The sequence below is a fragment of the Marinobacter sp. H13 genome, assembly GCF_059072335.1.
This window is the reverse complement of sequence record NZ_JCACRU010000001.1, coordinates 2,760,963-2,780,033: the sequence shown is the minus strand read 5'-3', so window position 1 is coordinate 2,780,033 and position 19,071 is coordinate 2,760,963. Positions and strand designations below refer to the sequence as shown.

Annotated in this window: 16 protein-coding genes; 9 read left to right on the top strand and 7 right to left on the bottom strand. The window is 59.1% G+C overall.

What is annotated here, in order from left to right; translation table 11 throughout:
- Positions 1–17: 17 nt before the first annotated feature.
- Positions 18–1,301 carry an ammonium transporter gene (locus tag AC5JQH_RS12815; protein ID WP_493805666.1) on the top strand — a complete coding sequence of 428 codons (1,284 nt, stop codon included), beginning with the start codon at positions 18–20 and terminating at the stop codon, positions 1,299–1,301.
- Positions 1,302–1,375: 74 nt separating this feature from the next.
- Here the strand turns inward: AC5JQH_RS12815 and speE are convergent, their stop codons facing one another.
- Positions 1,376–2,257 (bottom strand): polyamine aminopropyltransferase, encoded by an 882-nt coding sequence (speE, locus tag AC5JQH_RS12810; protein ID WP_008173265.1) that lies wholly within the window; start codon positions 2,255–2,257, stop codon positions 1,376–1,378.
- 211 nt (positions 2,258–2,468) lie between these two features.
- Between speE and speA the strand changes: the two genes are divergently transcribed.
- Positions 2,469–4,379 (top strand): biosynthetic arginine decarboxylase, encoded by a 1,911-nt coding sequence (speA, locus tag AC5JQH_RS12805; protein ID WP_008173263.1) that lies wholly within the window; start codon positions 2,469–2,471, stop codon positions 4,377–4,379.
- A 12-nt stretch (positions 4,380–4,391) separates the two neighbouring features.
- Here speA and AC5JQH_RS12800 read toward each other — a convergent pair whose 3' ends face one another.
- Positions 4,392–5,423 (bottom strand): AraC family transcriptional regulator, encoded by a 1,032-nt coding sequence (locus AC5JQH_RS12800; RefSeq protein ID WP_008173262.1) that lies wholly within the window; start codon positions 5,421–5,423, stop codon positions 4,392–4,394.
- Between the two features lie 239 nt (positions 5,424–5,662).
- On the opposite strand from AC5JQH_RS12800, the gene AC5JQH_RS12795 reads away from it, so the two are divergent.
- A complete protein-coding gene (locus tag AC5JQH_RS12795) occupies positions 5,663–6,262 on the top strand; it encodes a sigma-70 family RNA polymerase sigma factor (protein WP_039881993.1) in 600 nt (199 codons plus the stop codon).
- Positions 6,259–6,897: a ChrR family anti-sigma-E factor gene (locus AC5JQH_RS12790; RefSeq protein WP_014575874.1), complete on the top strand. Its 639-nt coding sequence runs from the start codon at positions 6,259–6,261 to the stop codon at positions 6,895–6,897. Before AC5JQH_RS12795 ends, AC5JQH_RS12790 begins: the two co-directional genes overlap by 4 nt.
- Before the next feature lie 79 nt (positions 6,898–6,976).
- On the opposite strand, the gene AC5JQH_RS12785 is transcribed toward AC5JQH_RS12790, so the two are convergent.
- Positions 6,977–7,720, bottom strand: coding sequence for an SDR family oxidoreductase (locus tag AC5JQH_RS12785; protein ID WP_491712964.1), 744 nt, complete (start codon positions 7,718–7,720; stop codon positions 6,977–6,979).
- Positions 7,721–7,890: 170 nt separating this feature from the next.
- On the opposite strand from AC5JQH_RS12785, the gene AC5JQH_RS12780 reads away from it, so the two are divergent.
- From AC5JQH_RS12780 to AC5JQH_RS12770, 3 genes are all read left to right on the top strand, one after another.
- On the top strand, positions 7,891–9,666 hold the full coding sequence (locus AC5JQH_RS12780) for an acyl-CoA dehydrogenase C-terminal domain-containing protein (protein WP_493805665.1): 1,776 nt from the start codon (positions 7,891–7,893) through the stop codon (positions 9,664–9,666).
- Between the two features lie 272 nt (positions 9,667–9,938).
- Entirely contained in the window at positions 9,939–10,730 is a 792-nt protein-coding gene (gene tcdA, locus AC5JQH_RS12775; RefSeq protein ID WP_493791616.1) for a tRNA cyclic N6-threonylcarbamoyladenosine(37) synthase TcdA, read from the top strand.
- Positions 10,731–10,751: 21 nt separating this feature from the next.
- The gene (locus AC5JQH_RS12770) at positions 10,752–12,629 is read left to right on the top strand and encodes a cation:proton antiporter (protein ID WP_493805664.1); all 1,878 of its coding nucleotides are present in this window, start codon (positions 10,752–10,754) and stop codon (positions 12,627–12,629) included.
- Here the strand turns inward: AC5JQH_RS12770 and AC5JQH_RS12765 are convergent.
- The 4 genes from AC5JQH_RS12765 to AC5JQH_RS12750 all read right to left on the bottom strand — a co-directional run bounded on the left by AC5JQH_RS12765 (position 12,615) and on the right by AC5JQH_RS12750 (position 16,125).
- Positions 12,615–13,598, bottom strand: coding sequence for an NADP-dependent oxidoreductase (locus AC5JQH_RS12765; protein WP_008173247.1), 984 nt, complete (start codon positions 13,596–13,598; stop codon positions 12,615–12,617). The two genes, AC5JQH_RS12770 and AC5JQH_RS12765, sit on opposite strands and share 15 nt — an antisense overlap.
- A gap of 81 nt (positions 13,599–13,679) precedes the next feature.
- Complete coding sequence (locus AC5JQH_RS12760) at positions 13,680–14,141, bottom strand: acyl-CoA thioesterase (RefSeq protein WP_008173245.1); 462 nt, start codon at positions 14,139–14,141, stop codon at positions 13,680–13,682.
- Positions 14,141–15,226 carry an SMP-30/gluconolactonase/LRE family protein gene (locus AC5JQH_RS12755; RefSeq protein ID WP_008173243.1) on the bottom strand — a complete coding sequence of 362 codons (1,086 nt, stop codon included), beginning with the start codon at positions 15,224–15,226 and terminating at the stop codon, positions 14,141–14,143. The genes AC5JQH_RS12760 and AC5JQH_RS12755 overlap by 1 nt, the downstream gene beginning before the upstream one ends.
- Positions 15,227–15,327: 101 nt before the next feature.
- Entirely contained in the window at positions 15,328–16,125 is a 798-nt protein-coding gene (locus AC5JQH_RS12750) for an alpha/beta fold hydrolase (protein ID WP_493805663.1), read from the bottom strand.
- A 389-nt stretch (positions 16,126–16,514) separates the two neighbouring features.
- Here AC5JQH_RS12750 and AC5JQH_RS12745 point away from each other — a divergent pair, with 389 nt between their 5' ends.
- A complete protein-coding gene (locus tag AC5JQH_RS12745) occupies positions 16,515–17,591 on the top strand; it encodes an AraC family transcriptional regulator (protein ID WP_008173236.1) in 1,077 nt (358 codons plus the stop codon).
- Entirely contained in the window at positions 17,591–19,021 is a 1,431-nt protein-coding gene (cls, locus tag AC5JQH_RS12740; protein WP_493805662.1) for a cardiolipin synthase, read from the top strand. Before AC5JQH_RS12745 ends, cls begins: the two co-directional genes overlap by 1 nt.
- Positions 19,022–19,071 lie beyond the last annotated feature (50 nt).

The following is a 19,071-nucleotide window of genomic DNA, read 5'->3' as shown; positions in this document are numbered from 1 at the left end:
CGTGCGGAGGGCTTCATATGGAAAGCAATCTTAATCACATTTTTGAACTCCAGTATGCGCTGGATACCTTTTACTTCCTGATTTGCGGTGCCCTGGTCATGTGGATGGCCGCTGGCTTTGCCATGCTGGAAGCCGGCCTGGTGCGTGCCAAGAACACCACTGAAATCCTGACCAAGAACGTGGCCCTGTTTGCGGTCGCCTGTACCATGTACCTGATTGTCGGCTACGACATCATGTACGACGGCGGTATCTTCCTGAGCGGTGTAACAACCGTTGCCGAGATGGACGACGCAGCGATCGCGGGCGTTATTGCAGCCTCCACTGAAGCCGGCTTCGGCGACATGGGCGAATACAGTGGCGCTTCTGACTTCTTCTTCCAGGTTGTTTTCGTTGCAACCGCCATGTCCATCGTTTCCGGCGCCGTGGCTGAGCGCATGAAGCTCTGGGCCTTCCTGGCTTTCGCCATCGTTATGTGTGGCTTCATCTACCCGATGCAGGGTTCCTGGACCTGGAACGGCGACGCGGTATTCGGCATGTACGAGCTGAGCTACAGCGACTACGCCGGTTCCGGTATCGTTCACATGGCAGGCGCAGCAGCGGCCCTGGCAGGCGTTCTTCTCCTCGGTGCCCGTAAAGGCAAGTACGGCGCCAAAGGCGAAATCCGTGCCTTCCCGGGCGCCAACCTGCCCCTGGCAACGCTTGGTACCTTCATCCTCTGGATGGGCTGGTTCGGCTTTAACGGCGGCTCCACCCTGAAGCTGGGTGGCATCGGTGTCGCCAACGAAGTTGCCAACGTGTTCCTGAACACCAACGCAGCTGCAGCCGGTGGCCTGATTGCCGCCCTGATCGTGGCACGCCTGATGTTCGGCAAAGCGGACCTGACCATGGCCCTGAACGGTGCCCTGGCTGGCCTGGTTGCCATCACTGCAGAGCCGGCGGATCCTTCTCCCCTGCTGGCCACCATCATCGGCGCCATTGGCGGCACCCTGGTTGTCTTCTCCATCGTAACCATGGACAAGCTGCGCATTGACGACCCGGTCGGTGCCATCTCTGTCCACGGCGTGGTGGGTATCTGGGGTATCTTCGCGGTTCTCCTGTCCGACGCAGACGCTACCTTCATGGGTCAGCTGGTCGGCATGCTCACCATCTTCACCTGGGTATTCGTCACCAGTCTGATCGTCTGGGGCATCCTGAAAGCCGTCATGGGCATCAGGGTCTCGGAAGAAGAAGAGTACGAAGGTGTGGATCTGTCCGAGTGTGGTATGGAAGCCTATCCGGAGTTCGTCAGCGGCAAGCAGTAATCGCTGACAGTGCAAGTAAAAAGGGGCGCCAGTTGGCGCCCTTTTTTTGTCTGCTTTGTCTGCCCGCTTTCCCCTTAACCTTCTTCCGGACGGACCTCATCTTCCAGTGCATCCACCATGAACTGGGGCATCGCCAGGGCACCGTGATGAACCCCGGAATTATAGTATCGGGTCACGAACGGCCGGTTGTTGGCATCTTCCTCGCGGAAGTATTTGATCGGGTTTTCCTTGCTGGCCATGGTGCAGCTCCACCAGCCGGTGGGGTAGACCGGTTGCGGGAATGGCATGGTCTGCACATGCTCGAATCCGGCCTTACGCATGTCCTCGTGAATGCCCTTGATGATGCTGTCGGTGTGCAGCAGCGGTGATTCGCTCTGCTGGACAATAATGCCGCCTTCTCGAAGCGCCAACATGGCATCCCGGTAAAAATCCAGGGCAAACAGGCCTTCGGCCGGGCCGACAGGATCGGTGCTGTCGATAATAATGAGGTCGACACTGTTCGGCTCAATGTCCCGCATCCACTGGATACCATCTCCGAAGAAGAAATTGGCGCGCGGGTCACTGTTCGCTTCGCAAAGCTCCGGAAAATATTTTTCCGACATGCGGGTTACCCGCTCGTCGATTTCCACCTGCCAGGCTTCCTCAACGCCCGGATGCTTGAGCACCTCTTTCAGGGTGCCACAGTCACCGCCGCCGACAATCACCACCTTTTTGGGGTCCCGGTGGGTGAACAGGGCCGGATGGGTCATCATTTCGTGGTACAGGAAGTTATCGCGGGTGGTCAGCATCACGCAGCCGTCCAGAACCATCAGGTTGCCGAAGGTCTCGGTCTCGTAGATCTCCAGTTTCTGGAACGGTGTCTGCTCCTCGTGGAGCTTCTTTTTCACCTGAAGGGAGAACGCTGTCCCCTGATCCTGGAATACCTCGGTAAACCAGCCGTCATTGAGTGCTGTCATGTCTTGCCTCCCGATGTGGGCCATGGGCTGTGTTAAAAGGGCGTATTGTAGGGACGCCTTACCGTGAGCTAAAGCGATAATCGCGGCAACCGGCCAGATATTTTCCCTGCCCGGTTCTTTTAGCCCGTGGCGGGAATCCATACAATGTCGGCCAGAAGCCGGCTGCCGAACAATTCCCTGCCGGCCAGTGTTTCCTGACAGGATAGCAAGCATGAGCGAAGCCAGCGCCACCCCGGCCCACAAGGTTTACAACATTGCCCACTGGAGCGATGGCTACATTGGTGTCAATGATAAGGGCCAGGTGCTCATCCGCCCGGATCGTGGCCACAGCCCGGCCCGCATCAATCTGCCCGAACTGACCCGGACGCTGACCGAGTCCGGGGTCCAGTTGCCGGTACTTGTGCGCTTCGTTGACATCCTGCACGACCGCGTTAACAAACTCTGCAATGCCTTCAACAAGGTTGCAGAGGAGCACGCCTACCAGGGCGGCTACACGGCGGTTTACCCCATCAAGGTCAATCAGCAGCGCCGCGTGGTCGAAGAGCTGCTGGCTGCCGAGCCCGCCGCCTCCAACGGCCAGATCGGGCTTGAAGCAGGCAGCAAGCCAGAGCTGATGGCGGTGCTGGCAATGTCCCAGCAACCCGGATCGGTGATTGTCTGCAATGGTTACAAGGACCGGGAGTACATCCGTCTGGCCCTGATTGGGCAGACTCTCGGCCACCGGGTGTTCATCGTGGTCGAGAAAAAATCGGAACTGCCACTCATCCTGGAAGAGGCAAAAAGCCTGGGCGTTTCACCGCTGATCGGAGTTCGGGCCCGGCTGGCCACCATCGGCAAAGGCAACTGGCAGAACACAGGTGGTGAAAAGTCGAAATTCGGACTGTCTGCCAGCCAGGTCCTGGATGTCGTCGACACCCTGCGCGAGGCGGGTGCCCTGGACACCCTGCAACTTTTGCACTTCCATCTTGGCTCCCAGATTGCCAACATCCGTGACATCCAGACCGGTCTCCGGGAATGTGCACGCTTCTACAGCGAGTTGCGCCAGATGGGGGCCCCAATTGGCACGGTGGACATCGGCGGTGGCCTGGGCGTGGATTACGAGGGCACTCGCTCACGCAGTAGCTGCTCCATGAACTACAGCGTTTACGAATATGCCTACAATGTCGTGCATGTTTTGCAGGCAGAGTGTGATCGCCACGGTACGCCTCACCCGGATCTGATCAGCGAATCCGGCAGAGCCCTGACCGCGCATCACTCCGTGCTTGTGACCAACGTGATCGACCACGAAGCACCGGAAAACCGGACACCGCAACAACCGGGGGCCACCGCCTCTGCGCCGCTGCACGATCTCTGGCGCGACCTTGAAAGCCTGCAGGACACAAACACCCCCCGCTCACTGGCTGAGATCTACCATGACGTACTCCACGCCATGGCCGATGTTCACGCCCAGTTCGCCCACGGCGTTCTGTCGCTCCAGGAGCGGGCGGATGCTGAAACTCTGTACACCCGCTGCTGCCGACTGCTCCGGGATCAGCTGGACAGCAGCAACCGGGCTCACCGGGAAATTATCGACGAACTCAATGAGAAACTGGCGGAAAAACTCTTCGTTAATTTTTCCCTGTTCCAGTCACTGCCCGATGTCTGGGGCATTGATCAGATCTTCCCGGTTATGCCGATCAACGGCCTGGATCGCCCCCTGAACCGGCGGGCAGTTATCCAGGACATTACCTGCGATTCAGACGGGCGTATCGACCGCTACGTCGATGGCCAGGGCACCGAAACAACCCTGCCCTTACCCGAAGAACGGTCGGGCGAGCCTTTGCTGATGGGCTTTTTCATGACCGGCGCGTATCAGGAAATTCTTGGCGATATGCACAACCTGTTCGGCGACACCCATTCCGTGGATGTCCGCCTGACGCCAGAAGGCGGTTACGAGATCAGCGCCCCCATCACCGGGGACACCGTCGCCAAGGTGTTGCGCTATGTGAACTTTGAACCCGAGGCCCTGATGGAGGCCTACAGGGGCAAGTTTGCCGCCTCCGCCCTGGCAGCGGAAACCCAGGCCGCGCTTATGGCAGAGCTGGCCGCCGGCCTGGATGGTTATACCTACCTCGAGGAATAGTTCTCGTCAGAGTTACTGATGCTCCCGACGCCAGGCACTGGGAGAAACGCCTTCCCACTTGCGGAAGGCACGGCCAAAGTTGGAGGGGTCACTGTAGCCCAGAGCGTCGGCCATCTCATCAATGCTCAGCTCATTGCGGCGCAGCAGTTCAAGGGCTCGGCGGTGGCGAATGGAATCCTGCAATTGCTGGAATCGCACCCCTTCGGAGGCCAACTGTCTGCGCAGCGTCCTGGTGGACATTTTCAGGTGTTCCGCCACATCCTCCAGGGCCGGTAACCGCTGGCTTCGCCCCGTCTCGAGCAGGCGCACCACCCGGTCCGAAACCGACGTGGAACCCTCTATGAATCGCATTTCCTCCTGACACTGGGCTTCGGCAATCCGACGGGTCACCGGATTCGACAGTGACATGGGGGAGTCGAGAAAAACCCGTTTGAACCGCAGCTGGTTCACGCCACTGCCAAACGCAATCTGGCTTCCAAACAGCTGTCTATAGGCCGAGAGATCGTCAGGCTCAGGAAAATCCAGCAGGCATCGCCCGCCATCCAGTAGCCGATGGCCGAAAAGCAGGAGATTCACATCCATCAGTGACGCCATCACCACATCAACATTGAACCGGTACAGGTCCTCAATGCTGTGCGCCAGGTCCAGCTGGATCACGGCCTCATGTTCCTCCACGAAGAACGAAAGGCTCATGTAGACAAAGCGGATCTGGAAATATTTGATCAGTACCGTAAGCGCCTGCTCAAGGGTATCGCAACTAATGGCTGCCTGGGCCAGCGAGCCGTGGGTCGTAAACTTCAGCCGCTTTCCAAACTCAAGCCCGAGGGCTGGATCACCACTCTGGACAAGCGTTTCGCGACACAGGGCACTGAACTGCTCGACAGTAATGAAATTGTCCGGATGACCAAGCATGGATGGGCGAATACCGGAAGCCGACAATAGCCGGGACCGCTGCAGGCCACGGTCCTCCGCCAACTGGCAGAGGATATCCGCATAGTGCGCCCGGATAACGGGCAGGTTTCCGGTAAAGCCGGGAGCATTCATGGAGGTGTTTGTCGTCCGGAGTCGATTTATTGCTCAGACTAGACCGCTCTGCCGATTCCGGCAATCACCTGCGAGACGATCAAAAACCGTCGCTGGTGCCAGCTTTCTGTGTTTTTTTCCACACAGGCTGATCCAACTGATTCACCGATCCGTAAACCTAGACACTGACAAACCCGGGACGAGTGCATAGAATGATGACCAGAACAAGCTCAAATCATGCGACTGTCAAGGAGCGTCCGGTGACCACACTGGATCAAAAGCCAGCAAGTTCCGAGGGCCGCAAGGACCAATGGAGCCAAATGCTGCAGAAAGTGGGCAAGAACCAGGACCGCGAAGCGTACCACGCGCTGTTCGAGCATTTTGGCCCGCAAATCAAGTACTACGCCATGGCGAACGGTCTGGCGAGTCATGCGGAAGAGCTCGTGCAGGAAGTATTCGTGTCGATCTGGAGACGCTCATGCCTCTACGACTGGCGCAAGGCGGCGGCATCAACCTGGATTTTCACCATCGCCCGGAACCAGCGAATCGATATGCTGAGAAAGATGCAGCGTACCAGTGCTGAAATGCCGGTCGAGACAGAAGACCTTTGGCAGATTCCGGGTGAGAACGAAAACGAGCCGGTCACTTCTTTGCACCGTCTCATGTCCGAACGGCGAATCAGGGAATCCCTGAGTCATCTGCCGGAAGAACAGATTACGGTCATTGCCAAAGTGTACATGGAAAACAAGTCGCACCAGATGGTTGCGGACGAGTTGGACATTCCTCTTGGCACCGTGAAAAGCCGGGTTCGCCTGGCATTGAATAAACTGAAAGTGATTTTGCAGGACCAGAACGTATGACACGGCACCATCCCGACAGCCTGAGCCTGATGGAGTACAGCGCAGGTAACCTGAGCGAGCCCCATGCCCTGTGCATCAAGCTCCACCTGGACAAGTGTTCCCACTGCCGCAGCCGTGTGGACACGCTTGATAGCCTTGGGGCTGTGATGATGGAGCAGCAGCCAAAGGTGACTGTCTCTGAAAGCATGTTCGACAGCATTCTTTCAAAGATCGACAGCGAGCCGGCAGCTGAGCCTGCGGCAGCGGCTGTCCCGAGGGTCAGCGCCCTGCAGAAGCTACTGGGTGAAGACCTTAACAGCTTGCCCTGGAAGCGCCAGTTGGGCGATGTGAGCGTTCTGGACATTACCGACCGGTTCCCCGGCCAGAAAGAGCAGGTTGTGCTCCAGAAACTCGCTGCCGGCGGCAAAGCGCCTGCCCACACGCATCGCGGGGAGGAAACGACTATCGTTCTTCAGGGTGCGTTTGCAGACCAGAAAGGGGTGTTTAACCAGTGGGATTTCGTGGTCCTGAACGATGAGGACGAGCACAAACCCGTGGCGGTTGGTTGCGAGGATTGCATTACACTCTCTGTGTTGAGTGCTCCGGTGAAGCTTACGGGCACCTTTACCCGGATGCTCAATCCCTTTATTCGGTAACCCTCCACCGAATGGCGGACAAGAAAAAGGGGCGATGGAAATCGCCCCTTTTTTGTAGCCGACACCAGGGTTGCTCGAACTACCAGGGCAGTTCTGTACCATCCCAGCTCAGAAACTTTCCGTTATCGTTCTCCCCCAGTCCATCGAGCACCTCCAGAAGGTTGGAAGCCGTCTCCTCTGGAGTATGCACGTTAAGCTTGGCGAGAGATTGGCTGAACGGTTCGCTCAACGCCGATTCGGTCGTGCCAGGATGCAGGGATACGCAGGCTACCGGTTTGCACCGGCGCGGCAACTCAATGGACAGGTTGCGAACGAGCATATTCAGTGCCGCTTTTGAACTGCGATAGGCATACCAGCCGCCAAACCCGTTGTCGGTTATCGAGCCAACCTTGGCGGAAATAGCCACCACCCGTTTGAACTCCCGATGTCGCAGCCATGGCAATAGCGCCTGGGTCAGCAACCCGAAACCGGTTGCGTTGACAGCAAACGCACGCGCCATACTCTGCGGATCGAGGTCTTCAAGGCGCTTCTCCGGGAACATATCCGGCCCGTGAAGCAGCCCCGCGGCATAAATAAAGCTATCAATCCCCTCCTCCCTGTTTAACAGCGATTTCAGTGCCTCGGCGATCGCACCGGGCGCGGCACTGCTTTCGGCATCCCAGGGCAGCAAAGTGATGCGCTGATGGCTGCGCAAGGCGTCCGACGCATTCTCCGGATCACGGCACAACCCGATCACCCTGGTTTGGGAATCACGCTCAAGCAACCGGCTTGCCAAAGCGCCACCGATTGCGCCGGAAACCCCGGCTATCACCATTTGTTTCATTTGATACCTCCTTGGTTCAGGAGGACATACGAAAATTCTATCGTCCAGACTGCCAAAGCGGTGAACCAGCGCATTAAAACGGGCGTATGAAACAAGTGTTCAAATGATCTTTGGGTCGCTGCCGAATGCTGCAGCGCTCCCGTTAAAACGGCGCACCTAGGAGAGTATCCATGCAATACCAGGCTCCGGCGAATGACCTTCGCTTTCTGTTGTTTGATGTATTGGGCGCAGACCGGCTGCATGAGCTGGAAAAATACGCCGATGCCACCCCGGATCTGATTTCCGCGGTCATCGATGAGGCCGGCAAACTGGCTGCCGAGGTTATCCAGCCCACCAACCAGGCCGGCGACCGCGAGGGCTGCACCTACGATCCTGAAACCCACTCTGTGAAAACACCCGAGTGTTTCAAGGACGCCTACAAGAAGTTTGTCGAGGGCGGCTGGACCGCGCTGGACGCGCCACTCGAATACGGCGGGCAGGGTTTGCCACACACCCTGAAGTTTGTGGTGGATGAAATGGTCTGCTCCACCAACCTGTCTCTGGGCATGTACCCGGGTCTGACCCACGGCGCGATCAGTGCCCTGCATGCCCACGGCTCCGAGGAACTGAAAAAGACTTACCTGGAGAAGCTGATTTCCGGTGAGTGGACCGGCACCATGTGCCTGACCGAGCCCCAGTGCGGCACCGACCTGGGCCTGATTCGCACCCGCGCAACACCGAACGACGACGGCAGCTACGCCCTCGAAGGCACCAAGATCTGGATCACCGGTGGAGAGCACGATCTGGTGGACAACATCGTGCATCTGGTTCTGGCCAAGCTGCCCGGCGCGCCGGATACCACCAAGGGCATTTCCCTGTTCGTGGTACCCAAGTTCCTGCCGGAATCCGGGGAGCGAAACCCGGCCTTCTGTGGCGGCCTTGAGCACAAAATGGGCATCAAGGGTTCTGCAACCTGCGTCATGAACTTCGAGGGCGCCAAAGGGTGGCTTGTCGGCGAGCCGAACGATGGTATGCGGGCCATGTTCACCATGATGAACGAGGCGCGCCTGATGGTTGGTATGCAGGGCCTGGGCCTGGCCGAAATGGCCTACCAGGAAAGCCTCGGCTTTGCCCGTGAGCGCCTGCAGAGCCGTTCACTGAGCGGCCCGAAGAACCCCGATGGTCCCGCTGACCCGATCATCGTGCATCCGGATGTACGCCGAATGCTGATGCGCCAGAAAGTTCTGAACGAGGGCATGCGTGCTCTGGCCCTGTTTGCTGGCCACCAACTGGATCTCTCTGTCGCCCATCCAGACGAGACCGTTCGGGAATCCGCGGACGATCTGGTTCAACTGCTTACCCCGGTGGTGAAGTCGTTCCTGACAGACGAAGGCTTCAACAACGCCAACACCGGGCTGCAGGTACTGGGTGGCTCGGGCTTCACCACCGACTGGCCGCTGGAGCAGCTGGTTCGTGACGGCCGGATCGCCAGGATCTACGAGGGCACCAACGGCATTCAGGCCATGGACCTCGTGGGCCGCAAGCTGAGTCTGAAAGGCGGCCAGCTGGTGCGCACCCTCTTTGGCACCCTGAGCGGATATCTGAAGGACAATCCGGAAGCGCCGCACCGTGAAGAGCTGAAAAACGCCATGAAGGCGCTTGAGACAGCCACCATGTGGCTGGCCAGCAACGCACCGAAAGATCCGGAGCAGGCGGGCGCCGCCGCGACACCGTATCTGCGCCTGATGGCGCTGACGGTCATCGGTTACCTCTGGTCCAGGATGGCAAACGTTGCCAACGAACAGCTTGCCGCCGGCGAAGGCAACAAGCCCCTGCTCGAGAGCAAGGTTGTCTCTGCCCGCTTCTACTTTGAAAGGCTGCTTCCGGAAGTCGACTGGCTGCTGGGTGACATTCAGAGTGGCAAGGACAGCCTGATGGCGTTCTCGGACGACCACTGGGCCGCGTGATCCGCTATCCGGCCAGTGCTCCCAGGGCCTGGCCGGAAATGACCGATCAATGACAGCTTGTGACCTTCAGGTGAATGCACTGGCCATTGATAATGATCACGTTGATTAGTGTCTCTGAACTAGTCCCGCCCAGCTCCCCGTCGGACTGGGCACTTTGAAAGCCACGCCCTGCGTGGCTTTTTTTATGGTCCTTTTTTGTCTGTGCGGTCACTGGGTTACAATTGCGATCTTTGATTCTGTCCGGTCTGCGACCGGACCTGCACGGGGACACCATGAACGCCGACGATTACGCTTTCCGCTTTGGTGGCATCGAACGACTCTACGGGCGCCGGGCCCTGGAAGCCTTTCGTCACGCCAATATTGCCGTGGTCGGTCTTGGCGGGGTTGGGTCCTGGGCCGCTGAAGCCCTCGCCCGAAGTGGCGTTGGTACCATCACCCTGATCGACATGGACGATGTCTGTGTGTCCAACACCAACCGGCAGCTCCACGCCCTGGAAGGCCAGTACGGGCGCACCAAAACCGACGCCATGGCCGATCGGCTGCGGGCGATCAACCCGGACGCAGACATTCGGGTGCATTTCGGCTTCCTGACCACGAAGAACGTCAGCGAGCTGATCACCGAGGACATGACCGGGGTAATCGACGCCATCGACAGCGTCAAAGCCAAGGCCGCCCTGATTGCCCACTGCCAGCGCCGGAAAATTCCTCTGGTCTGTGCCGGCGGCGCAGGCGGACAGATCGACCCCACTCAGATCCAGGTGGCAGACCTCAGCAAAACTACCCAAGACCCACTACTGGCCAAAGTTCGAAACCTGCTGCGGCGGGAATATGGCTTTTCCCGGAATCCAAAGCGGCGCTTTGGCATTGAGGCCGTATACTCCCTCGAGCAGCTGACGTATCCTACCGGAGACGGGGAAGTGTGCCTGCAGAAACCGGCCACCGACGGTCCGGTGCGCCTGGATTGCGCCTCCGGCTTTGGCGCCGCCAGCCCGGTGACCGCCAGCTTCGGTTTATTTGCGGCTTCCCGACTCCTGAACCGGATTGCCCGGCGCGCCAACCAATAGATCAACGGAACTGAAACCATTATGCCAGTCAGCACTGTCCTGCTTCTTGCCAGCATTGGCGTTTTATCATTGTTCTGCCAGTGGCTTGCCTGGCGCGTGCGTATGCCCGCCATCCTTTTCCTGTTGGCGGGTGGCATTGCCGCCGGGCCTGTTCTGGGTTTTCTGGCACCGGAAGTGGTGTTCGGCGATCTGCTGTTTCCGGTTATTTCCCTGGCCGTTGCCATCATCCTGTTTGAGGGCAGCCTGACCCTGCGCTACGAGGAGATACGGGGCCATGGCAAAATGGTCCGCAACCTCATTCCGGTCGGTTCTATCGTCACCTGCATCATCGGCACCCTGGCTGCCCGCTGGCTTCTGGATGTCTCCTGGGCAGTCGCCCTGCTGTTTGGCGCCATCTCGATTGTCACCGGCCCGACGGTTATCGCGCCGCTGCTGCGCTCCGTGCGACCCGATTCGAAACTGGCCAACATACTGCGCTGGGAAGGCATCATCATTGACCCCGTTGGCGCTCTGCTGGCGGTTCTGGTATTCGAGGGGATTGTCTCCTGGGGCCAGGGCAACGTGTTTGGCCACTCGTTGTATATCTTTGGAAAAACCCTGGCTGTGGGTTTTGTGATCGGTGCCGTGGCCGGGTATCTCAACGGCATCGTATTGCGCAAGCACTGGATTCCGCAGTACCTGCATAACGCTGGCACACTCACTTTCATGCTCGGCGTCTATGCCATTTCGAACGAACTGGCCCATGAGTCTGGCCTGTTGACGGTGACGGTGATGGGCATCTGGATGGCCAACATGAAGCAGGTGCCTATAGAGAGCATCCTCGAGTTCAAGGAATCCCTGAGCGTTCTGCTGATATCCGCCCTGTTCATTATTCTGGCGGCGCGGGTTGAGTTTGCGGCGATTGCCGAATTGGGTTGGGGCCTGGTGGCTGTGCTGGCCCTGCTGATGCTGGTAGCCCGCCCCCTGAGTATTTTCCTGTCGGCCATCGGCACCAACCTGAACTTGCGGGAAAAGCTATTTCTGAGCTGGATCGCCCCCCGGGGCATCGTCGCGGCCGCGGTGTCAGCGCTGTTCGCTTTCCAGCTGCAGAAGTTGGGTTATGAGAGTGCCGGCGCCCTGGTACCCCTGGTGTTTATGCTGATTATCGCCACCGTTACTCTGCAGAGCCTCACCGCACGGCCGGTTGCCCGCCTATTGAAGGTCGCGGAACCAGCGGAATACGGCTTCCTGATCCTGGGCGCCAATCCGGTGGCCCGTATGATTGGCATGGCCCTGAAAAAGTATGAGGTGCCCGTGACCCTGGCGGACACCAACTGGGAAAACGTCCGTCAGGCCCGCATGGAGAACCTGCAGGTGTACTTCGGCAACCCGGTTTCCGAGCATGCATCGACCCATCTGGACCTGACAGGCATCGGTAAGCTGCTGGTGATCTCCCCGTACAAGCACATGAACTCACTGGCCACGTACCACTTCCTGGACTGGTTCGGAAACAAGTGCGTGTTCAGCCTGGCCGAAGGTGATCAGGACCAGAAGGCCCGGCATCAGACGGCTGAAAAAATACAGATGACCCGGGGCCTGTTCGATGGCGTCAGCTACGCCAAGCTGGCCAGTCTGGTGAGCCAGGGCTACACCGTAAAGACCACCCAGTTGAGTGAGGAATTCGGTTACGAGGAGTTCCTGAACAAATACCAGAACCAGGCCCTGGTGCTGTTCACGTTCGACAGCAAGGAACACGTCGCCCCGGTTTGCAGCATGAAAGACCTGAAACCGGAAAACGACTGGATCCTGATCAGCCTGGTACCGCCCCAGGCCCGCAAGGAGCGCAAGGAGAAAGAGGGAGGAGAACCATCGGCCAGCCAGGATCAACCGGCCGATCAGGAACCCTCATCGACAATCTAGCACCAGCTTGCCGCGCACGTGCCCGCCTTCCAGCAGTTCGTGGGCCTGCGCGACATCGTCCAGCGCGAACGCCTTTTCGATGTGCACCTTGACGTCGCCGTCCTCAATCAGCTCGGCAATCTCATCCAGGTGAAACACGTCGGGACGCACAGTCATGCCATGGGCGCGTAAACCCATTTCCTCGGCAGCACTGATGATTTCGTCGGCGGTAACCGTCGGGATGGTCACGAGGACTCCATGTTCGCCGAGCGTGTGCAGGGAGCGTTTGCCGGTATCACCGCCAACAAGGTCCAGTACCACGTCCAGACCATAGCACTCTTCGGCGATATCCGTGTTGCGGTAGTCAATCACCTCGTGGACCCCGAGTTCCGCCAGGAAATCCCGGTTACCGGCCGAGGCCGTTGCAATGACATGGGCACCGCGCTCCAATGCAAACTGCACCGCAAAATGCCCCACGCCACCGGCGCCGGCGTGGATCAGGATTTTCTGCCCCGACTCAAGTTTCGCCATCTCGAACAGAGCCTGCCATGCGGTCAGTGCCGCCAGGGGCAAGGCACCTGCAGACACCAGGTCCAGTTCTTCCGGCACGATGGCCAGTTCATCGGCCGCGGCCAGGGCATACTGCGCATAACCGCCACCGCCGGCCGGGAATCCGACCATGCCCATGACCCGGTCACCGGGCGCCAGGGTGGTCACGTTGGCACCTACTCCGACAACCTCTCCGGCGACATCGTAACCGGGCGTCCACGGCAACGAATTCTCGATCTGCCGCGCCGCGAAACCAAGCCCCTTCCGGGTTTTCCAGTCGATCGGATTGAGCCCGGCACCGTGCACCCTGACGAGCACCTGATCGTCTCCGGGGACTGGCACATCGGCCGAGACCACTTGCAGGACGTCACGCTCACCAAAGCGATCGTAGATCACATGGCGCATCGTGGCTTCAGCGTTCTGATCGGCAGTATTTTCCATGAAGATCTCCGGACAACAGGTTAAACGGGATTGGCTTTGAACAAGATTAGCTGAAGTAAAGCACAAAAGACCTCGGGTGACCTACAGCCCTTTGCCTCCGGCTACCACAGCGGAACCGAGAATCTCGGCGAACTCTTTGGGCGCACGGGCAGGCCGCTGGCTTTTCAGATCAACACAGGCGTGAGTGGAAACGGCCCTGACCAGGGTTCTGCCATCCGAGGGACGAACGAGCTGGAACTGCCGTGCAGACCGGAACCGACCATCGTAATCGGTGAGCCAGGTCCCAAGAACCAGTTGATCGCCGGCGTTCGCCGAGGCCAGGTAATCGATTTCCGTTCGGGTAATGGCCATCGCCTTGCCGGTTTTCTCGTGCAATTCCCAGGTCATACCCAGGCTTTCTATGTGGGCCCAACTGACGTCTTCCAGCCACCGTACGTAAACAACGTTGTTGGCGTGCCCAAGCCGATCGGTATCCTCGGGCCGTACCGCTATCTCGATCGTGAAAGGCGCCGGCAGATCCCAGTCAATATCGTGTTGCTGCATCAGTTGCTGTCCCCCAGACCCGGAATGGCCTGCAACGGTAGCCGACCAATACGATCATTGTGAAGTGAACCAAAGTACAGGTTGCCATCGTGAGGATTCACTGAGGTGATTTCCTGCAAATGGGTCCCCCGAGTGTCGTGGAGACTGGTAATAACCTCACCATCCCGGTCGAACGCGATCACAAGACCATATTCTTGTGGCGCAGGTTTCAGGCTGCTCGGGAGTTTAGCCACCAGATCCTTGAGCCAGGGCCGGGGGTGCATGGCGTCCATCCTCGAATCTCTAAGGGTAGGAAACGCCACCCAGTAGCGCCCCTGATCATCCACCGCGAGGTTATCGGGAAAACCGGGCAGATTGTCGGCAAAGACTTCCGCCTGGCCGGCTTTGGGCCCGTGAATCCAGTATCGGAGGATGCGATATTTCCAGGTTTCGTTAACCAGCACATAGTCGCCCTCCGGAGATACCGCAACACCATTGGCAAAATGCAGGTTGGCCAGGAGAACCTCGGCCTTGCCGGTTTTTGGAGAGTAGCGGAGCAGGCGGCCATGGGGACGCATTTCCAGAAGATCCAGCATGTATTCCGGCTGATGGAACTTGGAGCTGGCGTCGGTGAAATAAATGCGCCCGTCATCGGCAATGTCGACGTCATCGGTGAAGCGGAACAGCGTTCCCTCCGCCTCGCGGGCCAGTACGGTGATCTCGCCCTCAGGACTGATAGACAGCAGCCCCCGCCAGGAGTCTGCAACGATGAGATTGCCCTGGCTGTCAAACACCACGCCCAGGGGCCGACCATCGGTGGACAACCAGTTTTCAACCCGGCCATCCGGGAACACCCGCACGATGAAGCCATCCTGGGTGCCGGTATAAAGCACACCATCCTCGCTCACGGCTGTGTCCTCGGGGCCGTATACCTGGCCCCTGGCGATCAGGTCCGCAAGCCTCAGGCGCTCATTTGGCGCAACCTCACCGGTCAGCGGAGGCGGCGATGGGGGGTTCCAGGCTTTGCTGTCGACGGGCGAGGGAGTCAGCAGGAAACTGCCAAGCAGCAGGAAGACAACCAGCAAACCCACCATCAGCCATTTCATACACTCTGCCCGCCTGTTGTTGTGTCCATTCCGTGTGTCAGCGATTGGCCCACCTTAGCAGACGGGCCGGTGAGCAGGAAAATGCCCTACGCAGGACACCATCATTCATCGGCGCTGAGGAAACGGCGGCACAGGGCAGCAAAGGAGTCGGCTTTCTCAGCGTGCAGCCAGTGGCCGGTCCCCTGGATAATACGCAGCTGTGCCTGCGGGAACAGTCGCTGGATATCATCCCGGTGTTTTTCCTGGATGTAGGCCGAATCCGCGCCCTTCAGAAACAGCACAGGACCATCAAACGGGCCATCACCCTCCGGCGCCCTGGCCAGATGTTCATAGCAGGCATCGATAACCGGCAGATTGAGCCGCCACCGGAACATTGGCCCGCCCTCCTGCTGGTCTTCGCGGGGAATCCGTTCCAGGTTTTTCAGCAGGAACTGGCGAACACCCGGCTCTTCGACAAAATCTGCCATCGGCCTGTCTGCGTCCTGACGGGAACGCACACCGGTCAGATCCATGCTGGTCAACCCGTCCAGAATAGCATCGTGCCGGGGTTTGTAGTTTACCGGGGCAATGTCGGCCACGATCAGTTTTTCCACGCGCTCCGGAGCCTGGAGGGCAACCTGCATCGCCACCTTGCCACCCATGGAATGACCCAGCAGGCTCACCTTGTCCAGCGCCTGGGCGTCCATGTAGGCGATGACGTCGGCGGCCATGGCCGGATAGTCCATGGTATCCGTGTGGGGCGAACTCCCGTGGTTGCGCTCGTCCAGTGCGTGAATCTGCCACTGGTCTTCCAGACGGCGGGCGATACCCCCCAGGTTGTCCAGGGAGCCGAACAGCCCGTGCAGCAGTATCAGGGGCGGGCCTTCGCCGGTAATGCGGTGGTTCAGCGCAACAGTCATGGGCAGTCAGTCTCCGGATTGGTCTGCGTTCTCAGACCGGATACATTACCACTGCCAGTCTTGCGAGCAAGTGCCGGTATTAGCGGTCATTTTCCGTGGACGAAAAAAAGCCGGGCAAAGCCCGGCTTGAAGGTCATAGACGTGACGTCTGAAGGATCAGCAATAGAAGATGCTGTTCAGATACTCGGCAAGCTCAATCACGTTTTTACGCTCAAGCTCGGTATGAGGTACGAAAATTTCCTGTTCCATAAAACACCTCCTGATTGCTTTTCCATTGCTTCAACCTGATACGTTGATGCTATCGTTAAAGCCACGGGTAACCCTTGACAGGCCGTTGCACCCACTTGACATTTTGTATCAGTCATCATGACAGGTCGTTAACTATCAACGTGACATCTGCCCAATCAGACTCCACCAGCGCACCCCTGGTCGCTGCCTCCAGCACGCTGGCGCTGGTTCACTATCTGGAACGCCAGGGTGTTCTCAATGCGCCAAGGGTGGAACAGCTGACCGGGCTGGCCATGTCGGAGCTCACCGACCCGGACCGGCGCGTGCCCGCCGATGCCCATTACCGGCTGTGGGAACACGCCGAGCTGGTAACGGGCGATCCGGCTGTCGGGCTGCACGCCGGAAAAGTGGTGGATCCCGAGCGGATGGGACTGGTCGGGCATGTGTTTTTCAACTGTGACACCCTGGGTGAAGCCGTTACCCAGTACGTGCGCCTGCATCGGCTGATCAACGAGTCGGTATTCCTAAGCTTCGAACAGACCGCCGACCAGGCCATTCTCTGCTGGCAACCGGACATGGCCGAACATTACTGCCGGCAGGATATGGACCGGACCCTGGCTGCGGCCATCACCCGCACCCGCCACTTCATTCATCCGGGCATCCGGGCGGAATGGGTAGAGATCGCCCATCCGGCGCCGGTGTACGCCGACGAGTACGAAAAGCTTCTCGGTGGCCCGGTGCGGTTTGATTGCGGTATTACCCGGCTGGCGTTCAACAGCCGGCATCTGGGGCACCCGATACCACGCCGCAATCCCTACGTGTATTCGGCAGTACTGAAGCAGGTCAATACGCTGCTGGCGAGGCTTCAGAGCCGCCGCTCGTTCGGCCGCAGGATTCGCCGACTGATCTCGAAGCAGATGGCGACCGAAAGAATCGATGCCGACAGCCTTGCCCGGCAATGCCATATGAGCCGCCAGACGCTCTACCGCAAGCTCAAGAAGGAAGGCCTGAGCTTCCATGGCCTGGTTGAGCAGGTTCGCCAGGACAAGGCGCTCAGGTATGTTGCGGCCGACCAGTACGCTCTGGGTGAAATTGCTTTTCTGCTGGGTTTTTCAGAGCTCAGCGCCTTCAGCCGGGCGTTCAAGCGCTGGACCGGCACCTCACCGGCAGAGTACCGGGCAAGGCATCTGGCCACATCGGGGCCCTACGGCCACCAGGCAGATGAGGGAGCGCAATGATGGACGAGCTGTCTCTCGTTGCACTGGTGGTCGGGGCCGTTTACCTGGGCGCATTTGCCTGTATTTACCGTATTCTTCTGACCTATCGGACAACACAGGGTGCCATTGCCTGGGTCATTGCCCTGATCGGCCTGCCCTACCTGGCTGTGCCCATGTTCGTGCTGTTCGGGCGGCATCGGTTTGGCGGCTACGTGAAAGCCCGACGGCTTGGCGACGAATCCCTGACCAATCTGCTGAACCGGTTCGAGCAGCAAACAACCTCCATACCCATCCCCGCCAGCGAACGGTTCACCGACGAACTTCAGGTGCTCTGCCGACTGGGCCGGCAGCCGTTCACCGATGGCAACCGATGTACCCTGCTCAGGGACGGTGAGGCCACGTTCGAGGCCCTGTTCGAAGCCATGGAAGACGCCGAGCACTATATCCTGCTGGAATTCTACATCGTGCGGTCAGACCGGGTTGGCCGCCGGATCAAGTCAATTCTCGAGCGCAAACTGGCCCAGGGTGTGGAAGTCTGGTTTCTGTATGACGACATTGGCAGCGTCTGGCTGCCGCGCAAGTACCTGAACCAGCTCGCCGCCGCCGGCGCCCGCGTGGCCTCGTTCGGTAACGGCAACATCCGCCGGAGGCGGTTCCAGATCAATTTCCGGAACCACCGGAAACTGCTGGTCTGCGACGGCAAGATCGGCTTTGTGGGTGGCATCAACCTGGGGGACGAATACCTGGGCACTGCCATGGACCAGGAACCCTGGCGCGATACCCACTGCCGGATTGAGGGTCCGGCCGTCACCGGCCTGCAGCTGGCATGGCTGGAAGACTGGAACTGGGCCAGCAACGATTTTCCCAGCCTCGACTGGGCGCCGGTCGACAACCAGCCCGGCGACGACGAGGTGCTGATGCTGCCAACAGGACCTGCGGACAGCGGGGAAACCTGCACCCTGTTTTTCCTGAACTGCATCAACAACGCCCGGACCCGGCTCTGGATCGCCTCACCCTATTTCGTGCCGGACTTCCAGATCATGAATGCTCTGCAGCTGGCGGCGCTTCGGGGCGTGGACGTAAAAATCCTGATTCCGGAAAAATCAGACAGCCGACTGATCGGCCTGGCGGCCTACTCCTATCTGGCCCAGGCCTGCAAGACCGGCATCGGCATCTATCGCTACCAGCCGGGCTTCATGCACCAGAAAGTGATACTGGTGGATGACCGGTATTCGGCAGTGGGAACGGCCAACATGGACAACCGATCGATGCGGCTGAATTTCGAGATTACCGCCATCACCACAGCACCGCACTTCATCCGCAGTGTGGAATCCATGCTGGAACAGGATCTGGACAGTTCCCGCCTGATGACCGAAAGCGACTACAAGGAGCGCTCAATCCTGTTCCGACTGGCTTGCCGGGCGGTGAGGCTGCTGGCGCCCTTGCTGTAGCTCGGCCGGCCACTGGCTCCGGAATACCCGATGTGCGACTATGCCAACAC